Consider the following 12,805-nt stretch of genomic DNA (forward strand, 5'->3'; position numbering starts at 1 on the left):
ACCTGGGCGCCCGGATGGCGCGGAAGCGGAATCCGGGCTACGCAGACGTAGCCCGCGTTGTCGCTACCGCTTGGCGTCGGCCTGCTCGGTCCCGTTGCACGAGATCAGCATCGTGTAGGGCCGCGCGTTGCCGGCGATGTCGGTGGTCTTGAGCTCTCCCTTGAGCTCTCCCTTGGGCTCGGAGGTCTGGTAGGGCACCACGCTGTTGTCGAGGAAGTCGCGCAGCGCGCCGGTCTTGATGGCGAAGTTGATGTTCTCGGGAATGTTGCCGGTCGCGGCGGCGATGCGCAATACGGGGATCTTTGCGGTGACAACGCCCACGATCTGACCGGTGGTGTCGAACAGCGGGCCGCCGCTATTGCCGGGCTGCACCGGCGCGCTGATTTGCAGGAAACGCGTGTCGTTGCGCATGCCGCTGAGCGAGCTCACGATACCGGTCGTCACGGTGAAGTCCGACGTGAGCAGGCCATGGAAGGGAAAGCCGATTACGATGACGGAATCGCCGGAGCGGATCGAGCGGTCGCGAATCCGCGCAAAGTCCTTGAAGGTCATGGTCGATGGCCCCTGCAAGAGGGCGAGATCGTTGTTCGCGTCGCTCGACACCATGCGCAGCGCCATCGAGGCCTCACCGGTGAGATTGCCTTTGATGTCGCCGACACAGCCGTCGATCACATGGTTGTTGGTGACGACGTGGCCGTTCGCGCTGACCACAAAGCCGGTGCCGCTCCTGGCCCTGGTAGCTTTGCTGCCGACCGGTGGCGCCTGCTTCTCCGGCGCGGGCTGCAGCTTGGCGGCGATCTTGGTGAAATCGCCGGCCTTGCTGAGCCCATCGGCCTTCACCTTGGTCGCGCAGTTGGCCAGGGCCGCGATCACGGGCCCGGTCGAGGTCAGGTCGAAATTCAGGACCGCGCGGCCGGCCGTCGCGACCATCAGGCTCGCTTTCTGGAACGTTCGCACGACGTTGGCAGGCATGACGGCCGTGAGCATGTTCGGCTGATTGGCCGTAGCAAACAGCCTAGCCTGCTCCTGTCCATCGAAGATGACGTCAATCGCGGCGTTCTCGCCCTTGTTGAAGCGGTAGCTGGGACTCGCAAAGGCCAGCGACCATATGCCGGCAGCATTGTAACCCACGACAAGGATGACGCCGTTCGCGTAAGGTGTCGTCGCGGCGCAATGCGAGAAAGCTCCCGTTTCATCATTGCTGAACGCGCCGCCGATCCAGTTACCGACCTTGACGCTGCCGAACGGCCCGGCTGCATGCGCGGCGCTGAAGATGCTCACCTGCAATAAAGACGCAACGATTAATGACTTAAGCCACATACCTTCCCCCGGGAACGCTTTTGCGCGCATCTTAGCTGCGAGAGGAGGTGCTGCGCAACCGGCAGTTGTCGGGCCCTGCAGGCGGTCTCGGAGCGACCTTCCGGCTTGCCTTTACTTTGCAATCCTATATACTTTGCAATACAAAGTAACGGGACCAGCATTCCCGGCAAGCGTGGGCGGAACGAGGTTTTGGCGTTGCCAATGCGCGATCTCGACAAGGCACTGGCCGACATCGTGGCGATCCGCAGCCAGATCGCGGCCGGCACGGCATTCCGCGGTTACGGCTCGGCGACGATGGCCGCGACCGGCGCGGTCGCGCTTCTCACCGCAATCCTGCAATTCTGGCTGCTCGGGGATCCCACCAGCGAGCCGCTCGGCTTCTTCTTCGGCTGGTTCATTGCCGCCGCGCTCTCCGGCCTGATCATCGGCGTCGAGATGCGCGCACGTTCGCGCCGCCATCACTCGGGTCTCGCCGACGCCATGATTCACCAGGCAGTCGAGCAGTTCCTGCCCGCAGGTGTGGCCGGTGTTCTGCTTGCGGTGGTGATGTGGAAGTTCGCGGGCGAAACGCTGTGGTTGCTGCCGGGCCTGTGGCAGATCCTGGTGTCGCTCGGCATTTTCGCTTCCGTCCGCTCGCTGCCGCGCACCGTCGCACTCGCCGGCGCCTGGTATTTCATGTCCGGCTTTGCGGTGGTGGTGCTGGCGAGCCAAACCCACACGCTGTCGCCATGGACCATGGGCCTGCCCTTCGTGATCGGGCAGTCGGTGATGGCGGGCATTCTGTATTTCGCGTCCGGAGACCATGATGTCGAAGACTGACAGCGCGCCCTTCTCTTATGAAGGACTGGACCGCGTGATCCACGAGAAGGCGAGGCTCGGGCTTCTGACCTCGCTGATGGCGCATCCGAAGGGTCTGGCGTTCGCCGATCTCAAGCAACTCTGCGGCCTCACCGACGGCAATCTCAGCCGGCATCTCGCCGTGCTCCAGGAAGCCGGCCTCGTCGAGGTGACCAAGGGCTATGAGGGCAATCGCCCGCACACGACCTGCCGCCTGACCAAGGCCGGCCGCCGCCGCTTCCTCGACTATCTCACCGTGCTCGAACGCCTGGTGCGCGACGCGGCCAAGGCCGCCGGCCGGGAGGCGACGCCGCTCGGCCGTCTCGGTATCGTCTCGACTTGATCTTCCCTTTTTTGACCGGAGACTTTGCAATGCAAAGCGACCTTATATCCCGCAACGAGAAGCTTCACGTCGGCGTCATCATGGACGGCAACGGCAGATGGGCGACGCGGCGCGGCCTGTCGCGCATGCGCGGCCACGAGGCCGGCGTCGAGGCGATCCGCCGCATCGTCGAGGTCGCACCCAAGCAGGGCATCGGCACGCTGACGCTCTACGCATTCTCCACCGACAATTGGCGAAGGCCGAAGGCCGAAGTCGCCGCGCTGATGACGCTCTTGCGCTTCTATCTCGCCAACGAGGTGCAGAGCCTGGTGAAAAGCGGCGTCCGCCTCACCGTGATCGGCCGCCGCGACCGCCTGCCCGACGGCATCGCCAACGCGATCGCGCGCGCCGAGGCGGCCACCGCGCACGGCAGCGCGCTTCATCTGCGCATCGCCGTCGACTATTCCGCCCGCGATGCCATCCTCAACGCAGCGGCGAAGGCGGCGGCGCTGACCAGTCTCACCCGCGAGGCGTTCTCGCAGCTCGTCACCGGCGAGGCCGGTTTGCGCGACGTCGATCTCATCATCCGCACCTCGGGTGAGAAGCGGCTGTCGGACTTCCTGCTCTGGGAAGGCGCCTACGCCGAGTTGCACTTCACCGAGCGGATGTGGCCTGAATTCGACGCGGGCGATCTCGCCGCGGCCCTGGTCTCCTTCCACGGTCGCGAGCGTCGCTTCGGCGGCCTCCAGGCGATCGTGCCGGAGGAGGTGCCTTCACTCTCTCGCGTGTGACGCAGAAGGCGGGGCAACGGTCCCTGCGGCTGTCATGTGCGATGTCTTCGGGTTCAGTCGGGGGATTGGGCTTCTTTCAGGGAGTGGGACGGACGATCACGCCAACCAACCGTAGGACAGCGAGGAACAGTCGATGACGGCGGCGCGGCCTGAACGGCGCGTCGGAAAGCGCGAGACCGCCTGAACGCGGTCATGTGTGACGTACGGCCTGGGAGACTGGTAGTCGATCCACCTCGCCAAGTGCCTGTCGCGATAGCCGGGCTTGCCGTGAACTTGAGCGCTGCTGCTCGCGCGCACGCTGGCGCAGCGGCTCAACGTCGCCAACACCTATCTCGCCGACCTCAAGCAGCAATATGCCGGCCATGGCACCCATCTGATCATGGTCGGCGAAGTGCTCCAGAGCATGATCAACCTGCCGCCACTCAAGGTCTCGCCAGGCTAGGATCGGCAATCCGATCCAAGGATGTGAGCCAGTCGGGCGCCGCCTCGATGGAAGCTGCGGGCCGCTTCAGGAGCGCTTCGTCGGCTGGGACGGCTTTGTCACCTCAAAGACGTCGTGGCTTGCCTGCGCGATGCCGGCCTCGACATCGCCGACGAGGTCAAGTCCAAGGGTGATCTCGCAAAAGTGCAGGCGCCGTTCAACGCATGGGCGGCTCACGCCAAGCTCAGCGACGGCGCGGACCGGGACATCCGGATCGTCGAAGCCGCCGGGTAGCATTGTTCGACCGCCGGATCGTGGACATCCTGTGGCGATCTCGTGCCGCGAGCGCGGCGAATGAAACTTGCGATCACGAAATGAATTCTGTCGGAACATTTGTGCGCAGCACCCGTTCGGAAGATTGAGCCAGGCGAATATCGACGCAGGGAACCTGCTCTGGCTCGGCTCAATGAAACCGACGTGACAGAAACGGAGCAGCTCATGAAGCTCACATCCGAACAGGTGAAGCAGACCGTCAACCAGCTCGGCGCTCAGGTGCTGCCCGACGAGCATCCCGCCATGCCGCAGCTCAACAGCATGTTCGGCGAGCACACTTTCTTCGTCGACGATATGGGGCTGAAGGTCGTCGAGCCCACGGCGCCGCCCGGCACCGAGCGCCAGAGCGGCGAAGTCGTCAGCCTCGCCAACTGGGGCGATCCCGAGCTGACCCGCCTGATGGCGCATGAGCCCGAGCCGACCGGCGTGATCGTGGTGTTCGAGCACGTGAGGCATTGATAGGTCTTGAGCCGATCGAATTTGATCGGTGGCGGTTCTGAATCCCGCCACCGATCAGGACGGGTTTAGAACCGCCAGGTTCAAATGCCGAAAGTCAGCTGCGGCTCTGCATCGTCCCCCATCTGGAGGGCAGACAGCGATACCCCCAGTAGCCTGACGCGCTTGGGTAGCGGCATTTCGACTTCGAGCAGGCCGCAAGCCAACCGCTCCAGATCGTCCCGGCCCGCAACCGGCGCCACGACGGACTTGCTGCGCGTGATGATCTCGAAGTCGGCAAATTTGATCTTCAAGGTGACGGTGCGGCCCCGGTTGCCGGTGGCCTCGCAATGGCGCCACACCTTGTCGACGAGCGGCTTGAGCTCGGCGACCAGCGCATCGAATGCGTTGAGGTCGCTCGAGAACGTGGTCTCCGCGCCGATTGACTTGCGGACCCGGTCGGCCCGGACCGGCCGTTCGTCGACACCGCGCGAGATCCAATAGTAATAGGCGCCCGACTTGCCGAAATTCGCATTCATGAACTCCAGCGTCTGACGACGAATATCGAGGCCGGTGAACATGCCGAGCGCGTTCATCTTCGCGCCGGTCGCCGGGCCAATGCCATGGAATTTTCCGACGGGCAACGCCTCGACGAAGGCGGGTCCCATCTCCGGCGAGATCACGAACTGACCGTTGGGCTTGCGATGATCGGAGGCGAGCTTGGCCAGAAATTTGTTGTAGGAGATGCCCGCCGATGCGTTGAGGCCCGTCTCGGCCTTGATCCTCCCGCGGATCCGCAGTGCGATGTCCCGCGCCAGCGGAATGCCTTGCAGGTTTTCCGTCACGTCGAGATAGGCCTCGTCGAGCGACAACGGCTCGATGATGGGAGTGTGCTCGGCGAAGATGTCGCGGATCTGCCTGCTGATTGCCTTGTAGACCTCGAAGCGCGGCTTGACGAAGATCAGATCGGGACATTGTCGCTTCGCAGTCACGGACGGCATGGCAGAGCGAACGCCGAACGTGCGGGCCTCATAGCTGGCGGCCGCGACGACGCCGCGTTCCGCGGAGCCTCCCACTGCAACCGGCTTTCCGCGCAGGTCCGGATTATCGCGTTGTTCCACGGACGCATAGAAAGCATCCATGTCGATATGGATGATCTTGCGGACGGGCGAGGCGTCGCCGGTCACGGTGTCGGATTCGCTCATGGACAGATGATACAATTGAGCGACGAGAAGCGCGAGGTGACGTGTGATTCACAGAGCAATCTCACGCTTGTGAGTGGCAAGCATGACCACGCGATCTAATATGAGCTCGCGGAGGGACAGCCAATGCAATACAGTTCCGAGCTCATTGTGACGATGCGTCAGGCGCTGGAGGCCGTGATGGCGAGCGTGCCGGCCGACCAGTCGGTGTTCGGCCTGAAAGCGGCCGTAGCCGAATGCATCCTGAAGGCGGCCGCACACGGTCAGACGTCGTACGACGGACTGGTAACGTCGGCTTCCGATCAGATCCAGGCGATCATCTCGATGCTGACGTGAGCGGGGGGCCCGGTTGGGCATGTGCCGTGCGTTCGAGCGTGTAAAATATCGACCATTGGCAGTCGCGTAGCAGGCGAGGTGTCAACTGGAAAACCGCGCTACAAACTGGCGCGGCCGGCCCGCCAGACCAAGTACGCTCCAGGCCTTCGCCGTCCTGCCGTCTCCTTCGATCAAGCCTGTGCTAACCACGGTGAGCTAAGCTCGGCTTTATGTAGTCCGGCCTTCAGTGCAAGACGGCGCTAGGAGAGGCAGCCTGCCGAAACAAATCCCGCCCCACGGCATCGAGTACCAGCCTAGCCCCGCCCGGTGACAGATGTATCGTATCAGTCACGATCACCTCGCCGGCCGGCGTGCGCACGAGGCATTGTTGCCGCTCATCGCATAGCACCTTCCGCAACGACACATAATCGACGCCGGCGGATTTGCTGAAAGCGGCCATCAGATCATCCTCTGCAGGCCCGGATACCCCGGCGCCGAGCCGGTCAGGAAGCTCGTGCGCGAAGCGATAGTGGTTGATGATCGCGTGCGGCAGCGTGCGCTTCCACACCGGCGGCGGCCCGACGATGACCACGCGCGCTACCCCGGTGCTCCGAAGCGCGGCGATGGTGCTGCCGAGCTTGTTCAGGTCGGTATCGAAACCCCACATCGCATGCAGCACGACGATATCGGGATGAGATCCCTTGATGACGGCAATGGCCCTGCCGTTGCTCTCGACGCAGGATGCATTCGGTCCCGCATCGAGGATCGGCGCACAGCCCGGCGCATTGAAACGCCCCACGCGGAACGAGGCTTCCCTTGCCGCATCCGCCGCGGCCGGATAGAGGGCCGCGGCGGATGAATCGCCCCAAAGCAGGAGCAGCGGCTTGTCGCCCTGCTCGATGCAGTTCGCATCAAAGCTACTCCCCGGTGCCTCCAGGAAACAGTGGTCCCTGAATGCGGGATTGTCATCGGTGCTGACCGTCGCGATTGCCTGTAGCGCCAGCGGAAATCGCGAGACAAAGCCGGCGGAGAGGATCGTGGCGATTCCGATCACGCCGACCAAGGCCAGCGCGATCGACAAAGCCGGCGCGGCATTGCGCCGATGACGGAACGGCGATTCGACGTAGCGATAGGTCAGGATTGACAACACGGTCGCGGCGAGAACTACGGCCCATATCTCGATGAAATTCGGAACCCCGTGCCGTACAATTCCGAGATAGGCCAGCAGCGGCCAGTGCCAGAGATAGAGTGGGTAGCTGATGAGACCGAGCAGCACGGCGGGCCGGCTCGACAATAGCACGCGGTTGACCGCGGCATTTGGCGACGCGATCACCAGTGCAGCGCCGATAACGGGGAGCAATGCCAGCGCCCCCGGAAAGGCCATCGCGCGATCGAACAGCAGAGCGGAAGATGCGATGGCACCAAGGCCAATCGCGCCGAGAAGGTTGCTCCTGCTTTTTCGAACGAGGTTGGCCTCGGCCACGAGCCCGCCGATCAGCAGTTCCCATGCCCGCGGCAAGGGGGCGTAGAAGCCCCACTCCAAGTTCGTCCTGGCCAGAGCCACGCCCGCCACCAGCGACAGCGCGATGGCGCCGAGGATGTATTGACGCCGGTGCGGCGAGCGCGCCAGCAGGCCGAGCGCCAGCGGCCAAAAGATGTAGAACTGTTCCTCGACACCGAGCGACCAAAGGTGGAGAAGCGCGTTCTCTCCGGCGAGTGGCGCAAAGTAGCTGGCCTGCCCGAGCTGGAACAGGTTTGAGGCGAAGAGAACGCTGGCGACGATGTTCTCTCCGAGCAGCCGGAACTGTGGAGGCAGCAGGATGGCGTATCCGAGCGCATAGGTGGCCAGCAGCACGGCGATCAGGGCCGGAAAGATGCGCTTGATGCGGCGGCCGTAGAATGCCGCGAGCGAGATGCCACCAGGCGTCAGCAGTATCCGCGTGATCAGAAAGCCAGAGATGACGAAGAAGACGTCAACGCCGACGAAGCCGCCGGGCAGCATCCAAGGGTGCGCGTGATAGCCGACGACCAGCAGGATTGAGACGGCACGCAGCCCGTCAATGTCTGGCCGATAGTTTTCCGACGGCTTCATCGACTTCGCAATAGCGAAATTCTTGTCGAGACACAATCCGACACGAAGTGGCAACTCATGGACATGATCGTGATCGGCAAGTTCCAGGCGGTGCCGTGCCAACGTCGGAGGTTGCGTCCTTGGGCCAACCTTCAATCGCGTTGAAGGCGACAATGCGCAGGGTAGGCATCGGGTAGCGACCGGTGCTGCGCCGCTTCCTCCCAAGCGCGCACATCCAGACCTCGCGCTCCTCATCTGTGGTGCGGATGACCGGCATGCCCTTGAGGACGGATCGGCTCGACGGGTGTGTTCGGCGCCGTCGTAAGGAAACCGTAGACATGGTGCGGTCCCGGAATGGGCTTCGACTTGGTCCCGGCAATCGATCCATGCTTCTTGCTTCGCCGGTGAACACGGAATTGAGCGAGAGCTTTGGGATCAGTCGGTTAGGCAGCGGTCCTAACAGCTGTCGGTCTCCTCATCTGGCCTGCGATAATGCGTTTGTGGACAGATTGAAACACGACCGTGCAAAACGCTACGGCGAGCAAATTGGCGAGCGTTCAGGAACATCTCGCGTTGCGCACGGCAGGATCCGAAAGTAGAGCGGAAAGACGGCACAGCCCTCCGTGTTCTCGCGAACGTCAGACAGTCCCGTCGATCTTTACTTCGACGGGTGTCGGGGCGCTCTTCCCGATCGTCAAAGACAGTGAGTTTCTCAGGTCGACGGGATCGCTGACGCGCACGGTTCCCGTCCATCTGCCCGTTCCGTCCGCGCGCCGAAGGCGATTGGGATTACCTGGTCGGTTCGGCGTCGGTCGAGCTGATGAAGTTGTCAATGTGTCGTGCGAACGGGTGCGGATCGTGCGCACTGCTATTGCATGAATTACGGTTGCGCGGCTCCCGGTGCTTCGGGCCTCAAATAGACGATCAGACAGCAACAACACAAGCCCAGCCCGACCAGCGGGAATTTCAACGCCACGGCCGCGGCCACCGCGAAAACACCTAACGTCACGATGGAGCGGATGCGCATGGTCCGGCGCTCGCCGGCCGAAACCTCGTTAAGCGGAATTCGCGCCATCAGCTCCCAGATCAAGGCGACGTAGGTCGCGTTCACCAGGAAGAAAACCGCCGCATAGAACGCGACCGGTTGCGGTGCGAGCTTGCTCACGGCCATCCAGGCGGTGGAGAGCGGCAGCAGCGACACTGAAAACAGATGCGCGAAATTAAACCAGATCAGGCGCGGCGTCGCGTCGGTGGCGTAGTGCATGAGATGGTGGTGATTGGCCCACACGATCGCAATGAAGAGGTAGCTCACAGCATAGCTGAGCCCTGTCGGCCACAGCGACAGCAGGGCATCGAACGTCGGAAGCTCCGGCGGGCGCAGTTCCAGAACCAGCACCGTGATCAGAACGGCGAACACGCCGGAGAACGCGCTCAGTCGCTCCGGGGTCCGTCTCGCATGTGCCATGGCTGTCACCCCGCCGGTTTCGTGTCGTGTCGAACTCAGAGCGCCGGTCAGATCGACTTGACCTCGCCGCCATCCATCCTCAGCGTCGATCCCGTCATCCAGCGGGCACCCGGCGATACCAAAAAAGCCATCAGTTCTGCAATCTCTTCCGGCTCGCCATAGCGTGCGATGCCGGCATCCTGCGGGAATTTGGCGGTGGCCTCCTCCACGGCCATGTTGTGCAGCGGCGCCCAATGCGCGAGGTAGGAGCGGCGTCGGCCGGTCATGACCGGGCCGGGCAGAACGCTGTTGACCTGGATGCCGTCGGCGATGCCGCGATCCGAAAACGCTTTCGCCAGCGCCACGATCGCCGCGTTGATGGTCCCGACAGCGGCGTAGGGCGCCTTGGGAAATTGCGCCGAATTCCCCGACATCAGCACGACAGCGCCTTTGCTTTCTTTCAACGCCGGCCATGCCGCCATCGTCAGCCGGCGGGCGCCGTGGAATTTCAAGGCAAGGCCGCCGTCCCATTGCGCGTCGGTCATCTCGAACAGGTCGATCTGCGGCACCGCGCCTGCAATATTGAGAAGGGCATCGATCCGGCCGAAGGCTTTGAGCGTCCGGTCGACCACGCTGTTTGCCGCCGTCACCTCGGCAAGGTCGATGTCGATGACGAGCGGTTCGGCACCGGCCGCCTTCACGGCGTCCGCCGTCTTCTCGAGATTGGGACGGTCGCGCGCGGCGAGCACGACCGACGAAAAGTCCCGCGCGAGACGGATCGCGGCGGCGCGGCCGATGCCCTGGCTGGCGCCAGTGACGATGGCGACTGATTTCGGCATGTGATTTCTCGTGCTGTTAGACGTGGCGGATGAGGAATTCGCGTATCGCCGCCGCGATCTCGGCGGCATGCGTTTCCAGCGCGAAATGGCCGGTGTCGAAGAAACGGACCACCGCATCGGGAATGTCGCGTTTGAAAGCCTCGGCGCCGGGCGGCAGGAAGAACGGATCGTTCTTGCCCCACGCCGCCAGGAACGGCGGCTTGTGGGTGCGGAAGTAATTCTGGAATGCCGGGTAGAGCGCGATGTTGCTCTTGTAGTCGCCGAACAGGTCGAGCTGGATCTCGTCGGCGCCGGGGCGCGCCAGATAGAAATTGTCCAGCGACAGGCCGTCGGGCGAGACGCTCGCCTCGTCAGTCACGCCGTGGGTGTATTGCCAGCGCGTCGTTTCCGGTGCGAGGAAGGCGCGAAGCGCGTCGCGGTTGGCCTGCGACGGCTCTTGCCAATAAGCCTTGATCGGAGTCCAGCCCTCGCTCAGCCCTTCTTCGTAGGCGTTGCCATTCTGCGAGATGATCGCGGTGATACGATCGGGGTGTTTGGCGGCAATCCGGAAACCGGTCGGCGCACCGTAGTCGAAGACGTAGATCGCGAAGCGCTTGAGGCCGATCACTTCGGTAAAGCGGTCGATGACATCAGCGATATGGTCGAACGTGTAGGTGAAGTTACTCCGCGCCGGCATGTCCGATTGGCCGAAGCCGGGCAGGTCGGGCGCGACGATATGGAAGCGATCGGCGAGCAGCGGGATCAGATCGCGGAACATGTGGCCCGCGCTCGGAAACCCGTGAAGCAACAGCAGCGTCGGAGCGTCGGCCGCCCCGGCCTCGCGGTAGAAAATCTTGAAGCCATCGATATCGGCGGAGCGGTATTTGATCCCGGTCATCGGAATTCTCCTGAATTTTTGTAACCATTTTGGCGAGCGGGGGAGATTATTGGCTCTGGTCGGCCGGTTGCGGCGTGCGGGCCGCCGGTGCGGCGCGGATGGCCTCGCGGATGATGTCGATGACGATCCCGGGTGCGGTGACGCCGGGCGTATGATCGACGGCGTGTGAATGCAGCTTTGCCTTCATCCGTTCCGCCATGAACCGCTGCGTGGCGGGGTTGATCATGCGATCCTGCTCGGCCACGAGAAGCCAGCTCGGGCGGTCCTTCCAGAGTGGCCGGTCCACCGCGACGCCGATGCAGGCGGCCGCGATCGGCCGCTGCACCGCGGCCAGCAATGCCTGCTCTTCGTTGGAAGCGTGCTGCGCGAACGCTTCGGCAAAGGCGTGTTCGGGAAGCCAGACCACGCCGTCCTTGTCCGGTGCCAGCAAGGGCGCCTGCGGATGCGGCGTGGCGCGATAGAAAACGTCGGCGACCGTCTCGCCTTCGTCGGGAGCGAGTGCCGCGACATAGACCAGCGACCTGACTTTCTCACTTTGGGTCGCGGCGATTACCGCGCCGGCATAGGCGTGGCCCACCAGCACCACCGGGCCATCGATCCGCCCGAGGGTTCGATCGAGCGCCGCCACGTCATCGGCCAGCGAGGTCAGCGGCAGCGGCGCCGCAACCACCCTGATGCCTTCCGCCCGCAGCGGCCCAATCACTTTGGTCCAGCTCGATCCATCGGCCCAAGCGCCGTGGACCAGCACCACGCTCACATCATTGAGGGACATTTTCGCTCCTTGCCGGTTTGCATATGGAGTAACCTGGCTTATACACTTAAACAGGTTACTTTCCGGGCAAGTAACTTGTCAATAGCCATCAGACAGGTTATTTTGCGATCGAAAGTCGACGGGGGCTATAGATGAACAAGGTTCCGCGCCAAAAGATCGCTCAAACCGCTTCACGGCCGTCTGCGATGTTCCTTGCCGACGCGCTCGGCCTCGATTTCCTCAATTCGGTTGCTACCCCGGTCGACACTCCGGTTGACTGGCTCGACGACGGCGATGGCCTGCTGGCCTGGCTCGAGCAGGCGCAGCTCGCGCCCCGCGAGGCGCTCGAAACGCTGCGGTCGCAGGCGATGCCTCGCGAACTCGACAGCGTCGCAGCCCAAGCGCGAAGCCTGCGCGAATGGTTCAGAGGTTTCGTCCGGCAACACAAAGGGCGGCCGCTCACCTCGAAAGCGCTGGACGAGTTGGCGCCGTTGAACCGGCTGCTTGAACGGGATGAAGGGTTTGGACGCATTGGGGTCGATGACCACAGCGCGGCCTCCGGGCTGGCGTTTCGAAAGATCCGCCGCTGGCGGTCGCCGGAAGCGCTGCTGCTGCCGATCGGCGAGGCGCTGGCGACATTCGTCTGCGAGGAAGATTTTTCGAACGTGAAGGCCTGTGAGGGACCCGCCTGCACGCTGCTGTTCGCCGACCACACCCGGGGCCGCGCGCGCCGCTGGTGCAGCATGGCGATCTGCGGCAACCGCGCCAAACAGGCGGCGCATCGAAACCGGCTCAAGCTGCAGCAATAAAATTGACAAATCACCGGCAAGCTTTGCGCTTGCCGGTG

At 63.4% G+C, this 12,805-nt stretch carries 13 protein-coding genes and 3 pseudogenes; 8 read left to right on the plus strand and 8 right to left on the minus strand.

Translation table 11 applies throughout. The features are described 5' to 3' along the window. Nucleotides 1–63: 63 nt before the first annotated feature. Nucleotides 64–1,320 carry a serine protease gene (locus IVA74_RS34025; protein ID WP_247351573.1) on the minus strand — a complete coding sequence of 419 codons (1,257 nt, stop codon included), beginning with the start codon at nt 1,318–1,320 and terminating at the stop codon, nt 64–66. Nucleotides 1,321–1,521: 201 nt separating this feature from the next. Here IVA74_RS34025 and IVA74_RS34030 point away from each other — a divergent pair, with 201 nt between their 5' ends. The 6 genes and pseudogenes from IVA74_RS34030 (at nt 1,522) to IVA74_RS34055 (ending at nt 4,483) form a co-directional block, all read left to right on the plus strand. After that, nucleotides 1,522–2,139, plus strand: coding sequence for a hypothetical protein (locus IVA74_RS34030; protein ID WP_247351576.1), 618 nt, complete (start codon nt 1,522–1,524; stop codon nt 2,137–2,139). Next, the gene (locus IVA74_RS34035) at nt 2,126–2,500 is read left to right on the plus strand and encodes a transcriptional regulator (protein ID WP_247351578.1); all 375 of its coding nucleotides are present in this window, start codon (nt 2,126–2,128) and stop codon (nt 2,498–2,500) included. Before IVA74_RS34030 ends, IVA74_RS34035 begins: the two co-directional genes overlap by 14 nt. A 29-nt stretch (nt 2,501–2,529) precedes the next feature. Next, nucleotides 2,530–3,270, plus strand: coding sequence for a di-trans,poly-cis-decaprenylcistransferase (locus IVA74_RS34040; RefSeq protein ID WP_247351580.1), 741 nt, complete (start codon nt 2,530–2,532; stop codon nt 3,268–3,270). A gap of 277 nt (nt 3,271–3,547) precedes the next feature. Next, nucleotides 3,548–3,712 (plus strand): annotated as a pseudogene (locus IVA74_RS34045) (cyclic nucleotide-binding domain-containing protein); the annotation flags it as partial. A 34-nt stretch (nt 3,713–3,746) separates the two neighbouring features. Beyond that, a pseudogene (locus IVA74_RS34050) lies at nt 3,747–3,922 on the plus strand (DNA-3-methyladenine glycosylase I); the annotation flags it as partial. 267 nt (nt 3,923–4,189) lie between these two features. Continuing rightward, nucleotides 4,190–4,483: a hypothetical protein gene (locus IVA74_RS34055; protein ID WP_247351582.1), complete on the plus strand. Its 294-nt coding sequence runs from the start codon at nt 4,190–4,192 to the stop codon at nt 4,481–4,483. Nucleotides 4,484–4,563: 80 nt separating this feature from the next. Here the strand turns inward: IVA74_RS34055 and dinB are convergent, their stop codons facing one another. Further along, nucleotides 4,564–5,664: a DNA polymerase IV gene (gene dinB, locus IVA74_RS34060; RefSeq protein WP_247351585.1), complete on the minus strand. Its 1,101-nt coding sequence runs from the start codon at nt 5,662–5,664 to the stop codon at nt 4,564–4,566. Between the two features lie 123 nt (nt 5,665–5,787). Between dinB and IVA74_RS34065 the strand changes: the two genes are divergently transcribed. Beyond that, nucleotides 5,788–5,997 carry a hypothetical protein gene (locus IVA74_RS34065; RefSeq protein ID WP_247351587.1) on the plus strand — a complete coding sequence of 70 codons (210 nt, stop codon included), beginning with the start codon at nt 5,788–5,790 and terminating at the stop codon, nt 5,995–5,997. Between the two features lie 223 nt (nt 5,998–6,220). Here the strand turns inward: IVA74_RS34065 and IVA74_RS34070 are convergent, their stop codons facing one another. The 6 genes and pseudogenes from IVA74_RS34070 to IVA74_RS34095 form a co-directional block, all read right to left on the minus strand. Further along, nucleotides 6,221–8,068, minus strand: coding sequence for an acyltransferase family protein (locus tag IVA74_RS34070; protein WP_247351861.1), 1,848 nt, complete (start codon nt 8,066–8,068; stop codon nt 6,221–6,223). Nucleotides 8,069–8,123: 55 nt separating this feature from the next. Then, nucleotides 8,124–8,421 (minus strand): annotated as a pseudogene (locus IVA74_RS34075) (hypothetical protein); the annotation flags it as partial. Between the two features lie 506 nt (nt 8,422–8,927). Then, on the minus strand, nt 8,928–9,512 hold the full coding sequence (locus tag IVA74_RS34080) for a TMEM175 family protein (protein WP_247351589.1): 585 nt from the start codon (nt 9,510–9,512) through the stop codon (nt 8,928–8,930). Nucleotides 9,513–9,559: 47 nt separating this feature from the next. Then, a complete protein-coding gene (locus tag IVA74_RS34085; protein WP_247351591.1) occupies nt 9,560–10,330 on the minus strand; it encodes an SDR family oxidoreductase in 771 nt (256 codons plus the stop codon). A 16-nt stretch (nt 10,331–10,346) separates the two neighbouring features. Beyond that, nucleotides 10,347–11,207: an alpha/beta hydrolase gene (locus IVA74_RS34090; RefSeq protein ID WP_247351593.1), complete on the minus strand. Its 861-nt coding sequence runs from the start codon at nt 11,205–11,207 to the stop codon at nt 10,347–10,349. Nucleotides 11,208–11,253: 46 nt separating this feature from the next. Then, complete coding sequence (locus IVA74_RS34095) at nt 11,254–11,979, minus strand: alpha/beta hydrolase (RefSeq protein ID WP_247351595.1); 726 nt, start codon at nt 11,977–11,979, stop codon at nt 11,254–11,256. A gap of 185 nt (nt 11,980–12,164) precedes the next feature. Between IVA74_RS34095 and IVA74_RS34100 the strand changes: the two genes are divergently transcribed. Continuing rightward, entirely contained in the window at nt 12,165–12,767 is a 603-nt protein-coding gene (locus tag IVA74_RS34100; protein WP_247351597.1) for an ABATE domain-containing protein, read from the plus strand. Nucleotides 12,768–12,805 lie beyond the last annotated feature (38 nt).

Origin of the sequence: Bradyrhizobium sp. 132, assembly GCF_023074185.1 — a bacterium.
Taxonomy (GTDB): Bacteria; Pseudomonadota; Alphaproteobacteria; order Rhizobiales; family Xanthobacteraceae; genus Bradyrhizobium.

Bases quoted from the DNA above. Each gene is read 5' to 3' on its own strand.
- IVA74_RS34025 (WP_247351573.1), bottom strand. From the start codon at position 1,320: ATGTGGCTTAAGTCATTAATCGTTGCGTCTTTATTGCAGGTGAGCATC.
- IVA74_RS34030 (WP_247351576.1), top strand. From the start codon at position 1,522: ATGCGCGATCTCGACAAGGCACTGGCCGACATCGTGGCGATCCGCAGC.
- IVA74_RS34035 (WP_247351578.1), top strand. From the start codon at position 2,126: ATGTCGAAGACTGACAGCGCGCCCTTCTCTTATGAAGGACTGGACCGC.
- IVA74_RS34040 (WP_247351580.1), top strand. From the start codon at position 2,530: ATGCAAAGCGACCTTATATCCCGCAACGAGAAGCTTCACGTCGGCGTC.
- IVA74_RS34055 (WP_247351582.1), top strand. From the start codon at position 4,190: ATGAAGCTCACATCCGAACAGGTGAAGCAGACCGTCAACCAGCTCGGC.
- dinB (WP_247351585.1), bottom strand. From the start codon at position 5,664: ATGAGCGAATCCGACACCGTGACCGGCGACGCCTCGCCCGTCCGCAAG.
- IVA74_RS34065 (WP_247351587.1), top strand. From the start codon at position 5,788: ATGCAATACAGTTCCGAGCTCATTGTGACGATGCGTCAGGCGCTGGAG.
- IVA74_RS34070 (WP_247351861.1), bottom strand. From the start codon at position 8,068: ATGAAGCCGTCGGAAAACTATCGGCCAGACATTGACGGGCTGCGTGCC.
- IVA74_RS34080 (WP_247351589.1), bottom strand. From the start codon at position 9,512: ATGGCACATGCGAGACGGACCCCGGAGCGACTGAGCGCGTTCTCCGGC.
- IVA74_RS34085 (WP_247351591.1), bottom strand. From the start codon at position 10,330: ATGCCGAAATCAGTCGCCATCGTCACTGGCGCCAGCCAGGGCATCGGC.
- IVA74_RS34090 (WP_247351593.1), bottom strand. From the start codon at position 11,207: ATGACCGGGATCAAATACCGCTCCGCCGATATCGATGGCTTCAAGATT.
- IVA74_RS34095 (WP_247351595.1), bottom strand. From the start codon at position 11,979: ATGTCCCTCAATGATGTGAGCGTGGTGCTGGTCCACGGCGCTTGGGCC.
- IVA74_RS34100 (WP_247351597.1), top strand. From the start codon at position 12,165: ATGTTCCTTGCCGACGCGCTCGGCCTCGATTTCCTCAATTCGGTTGCT.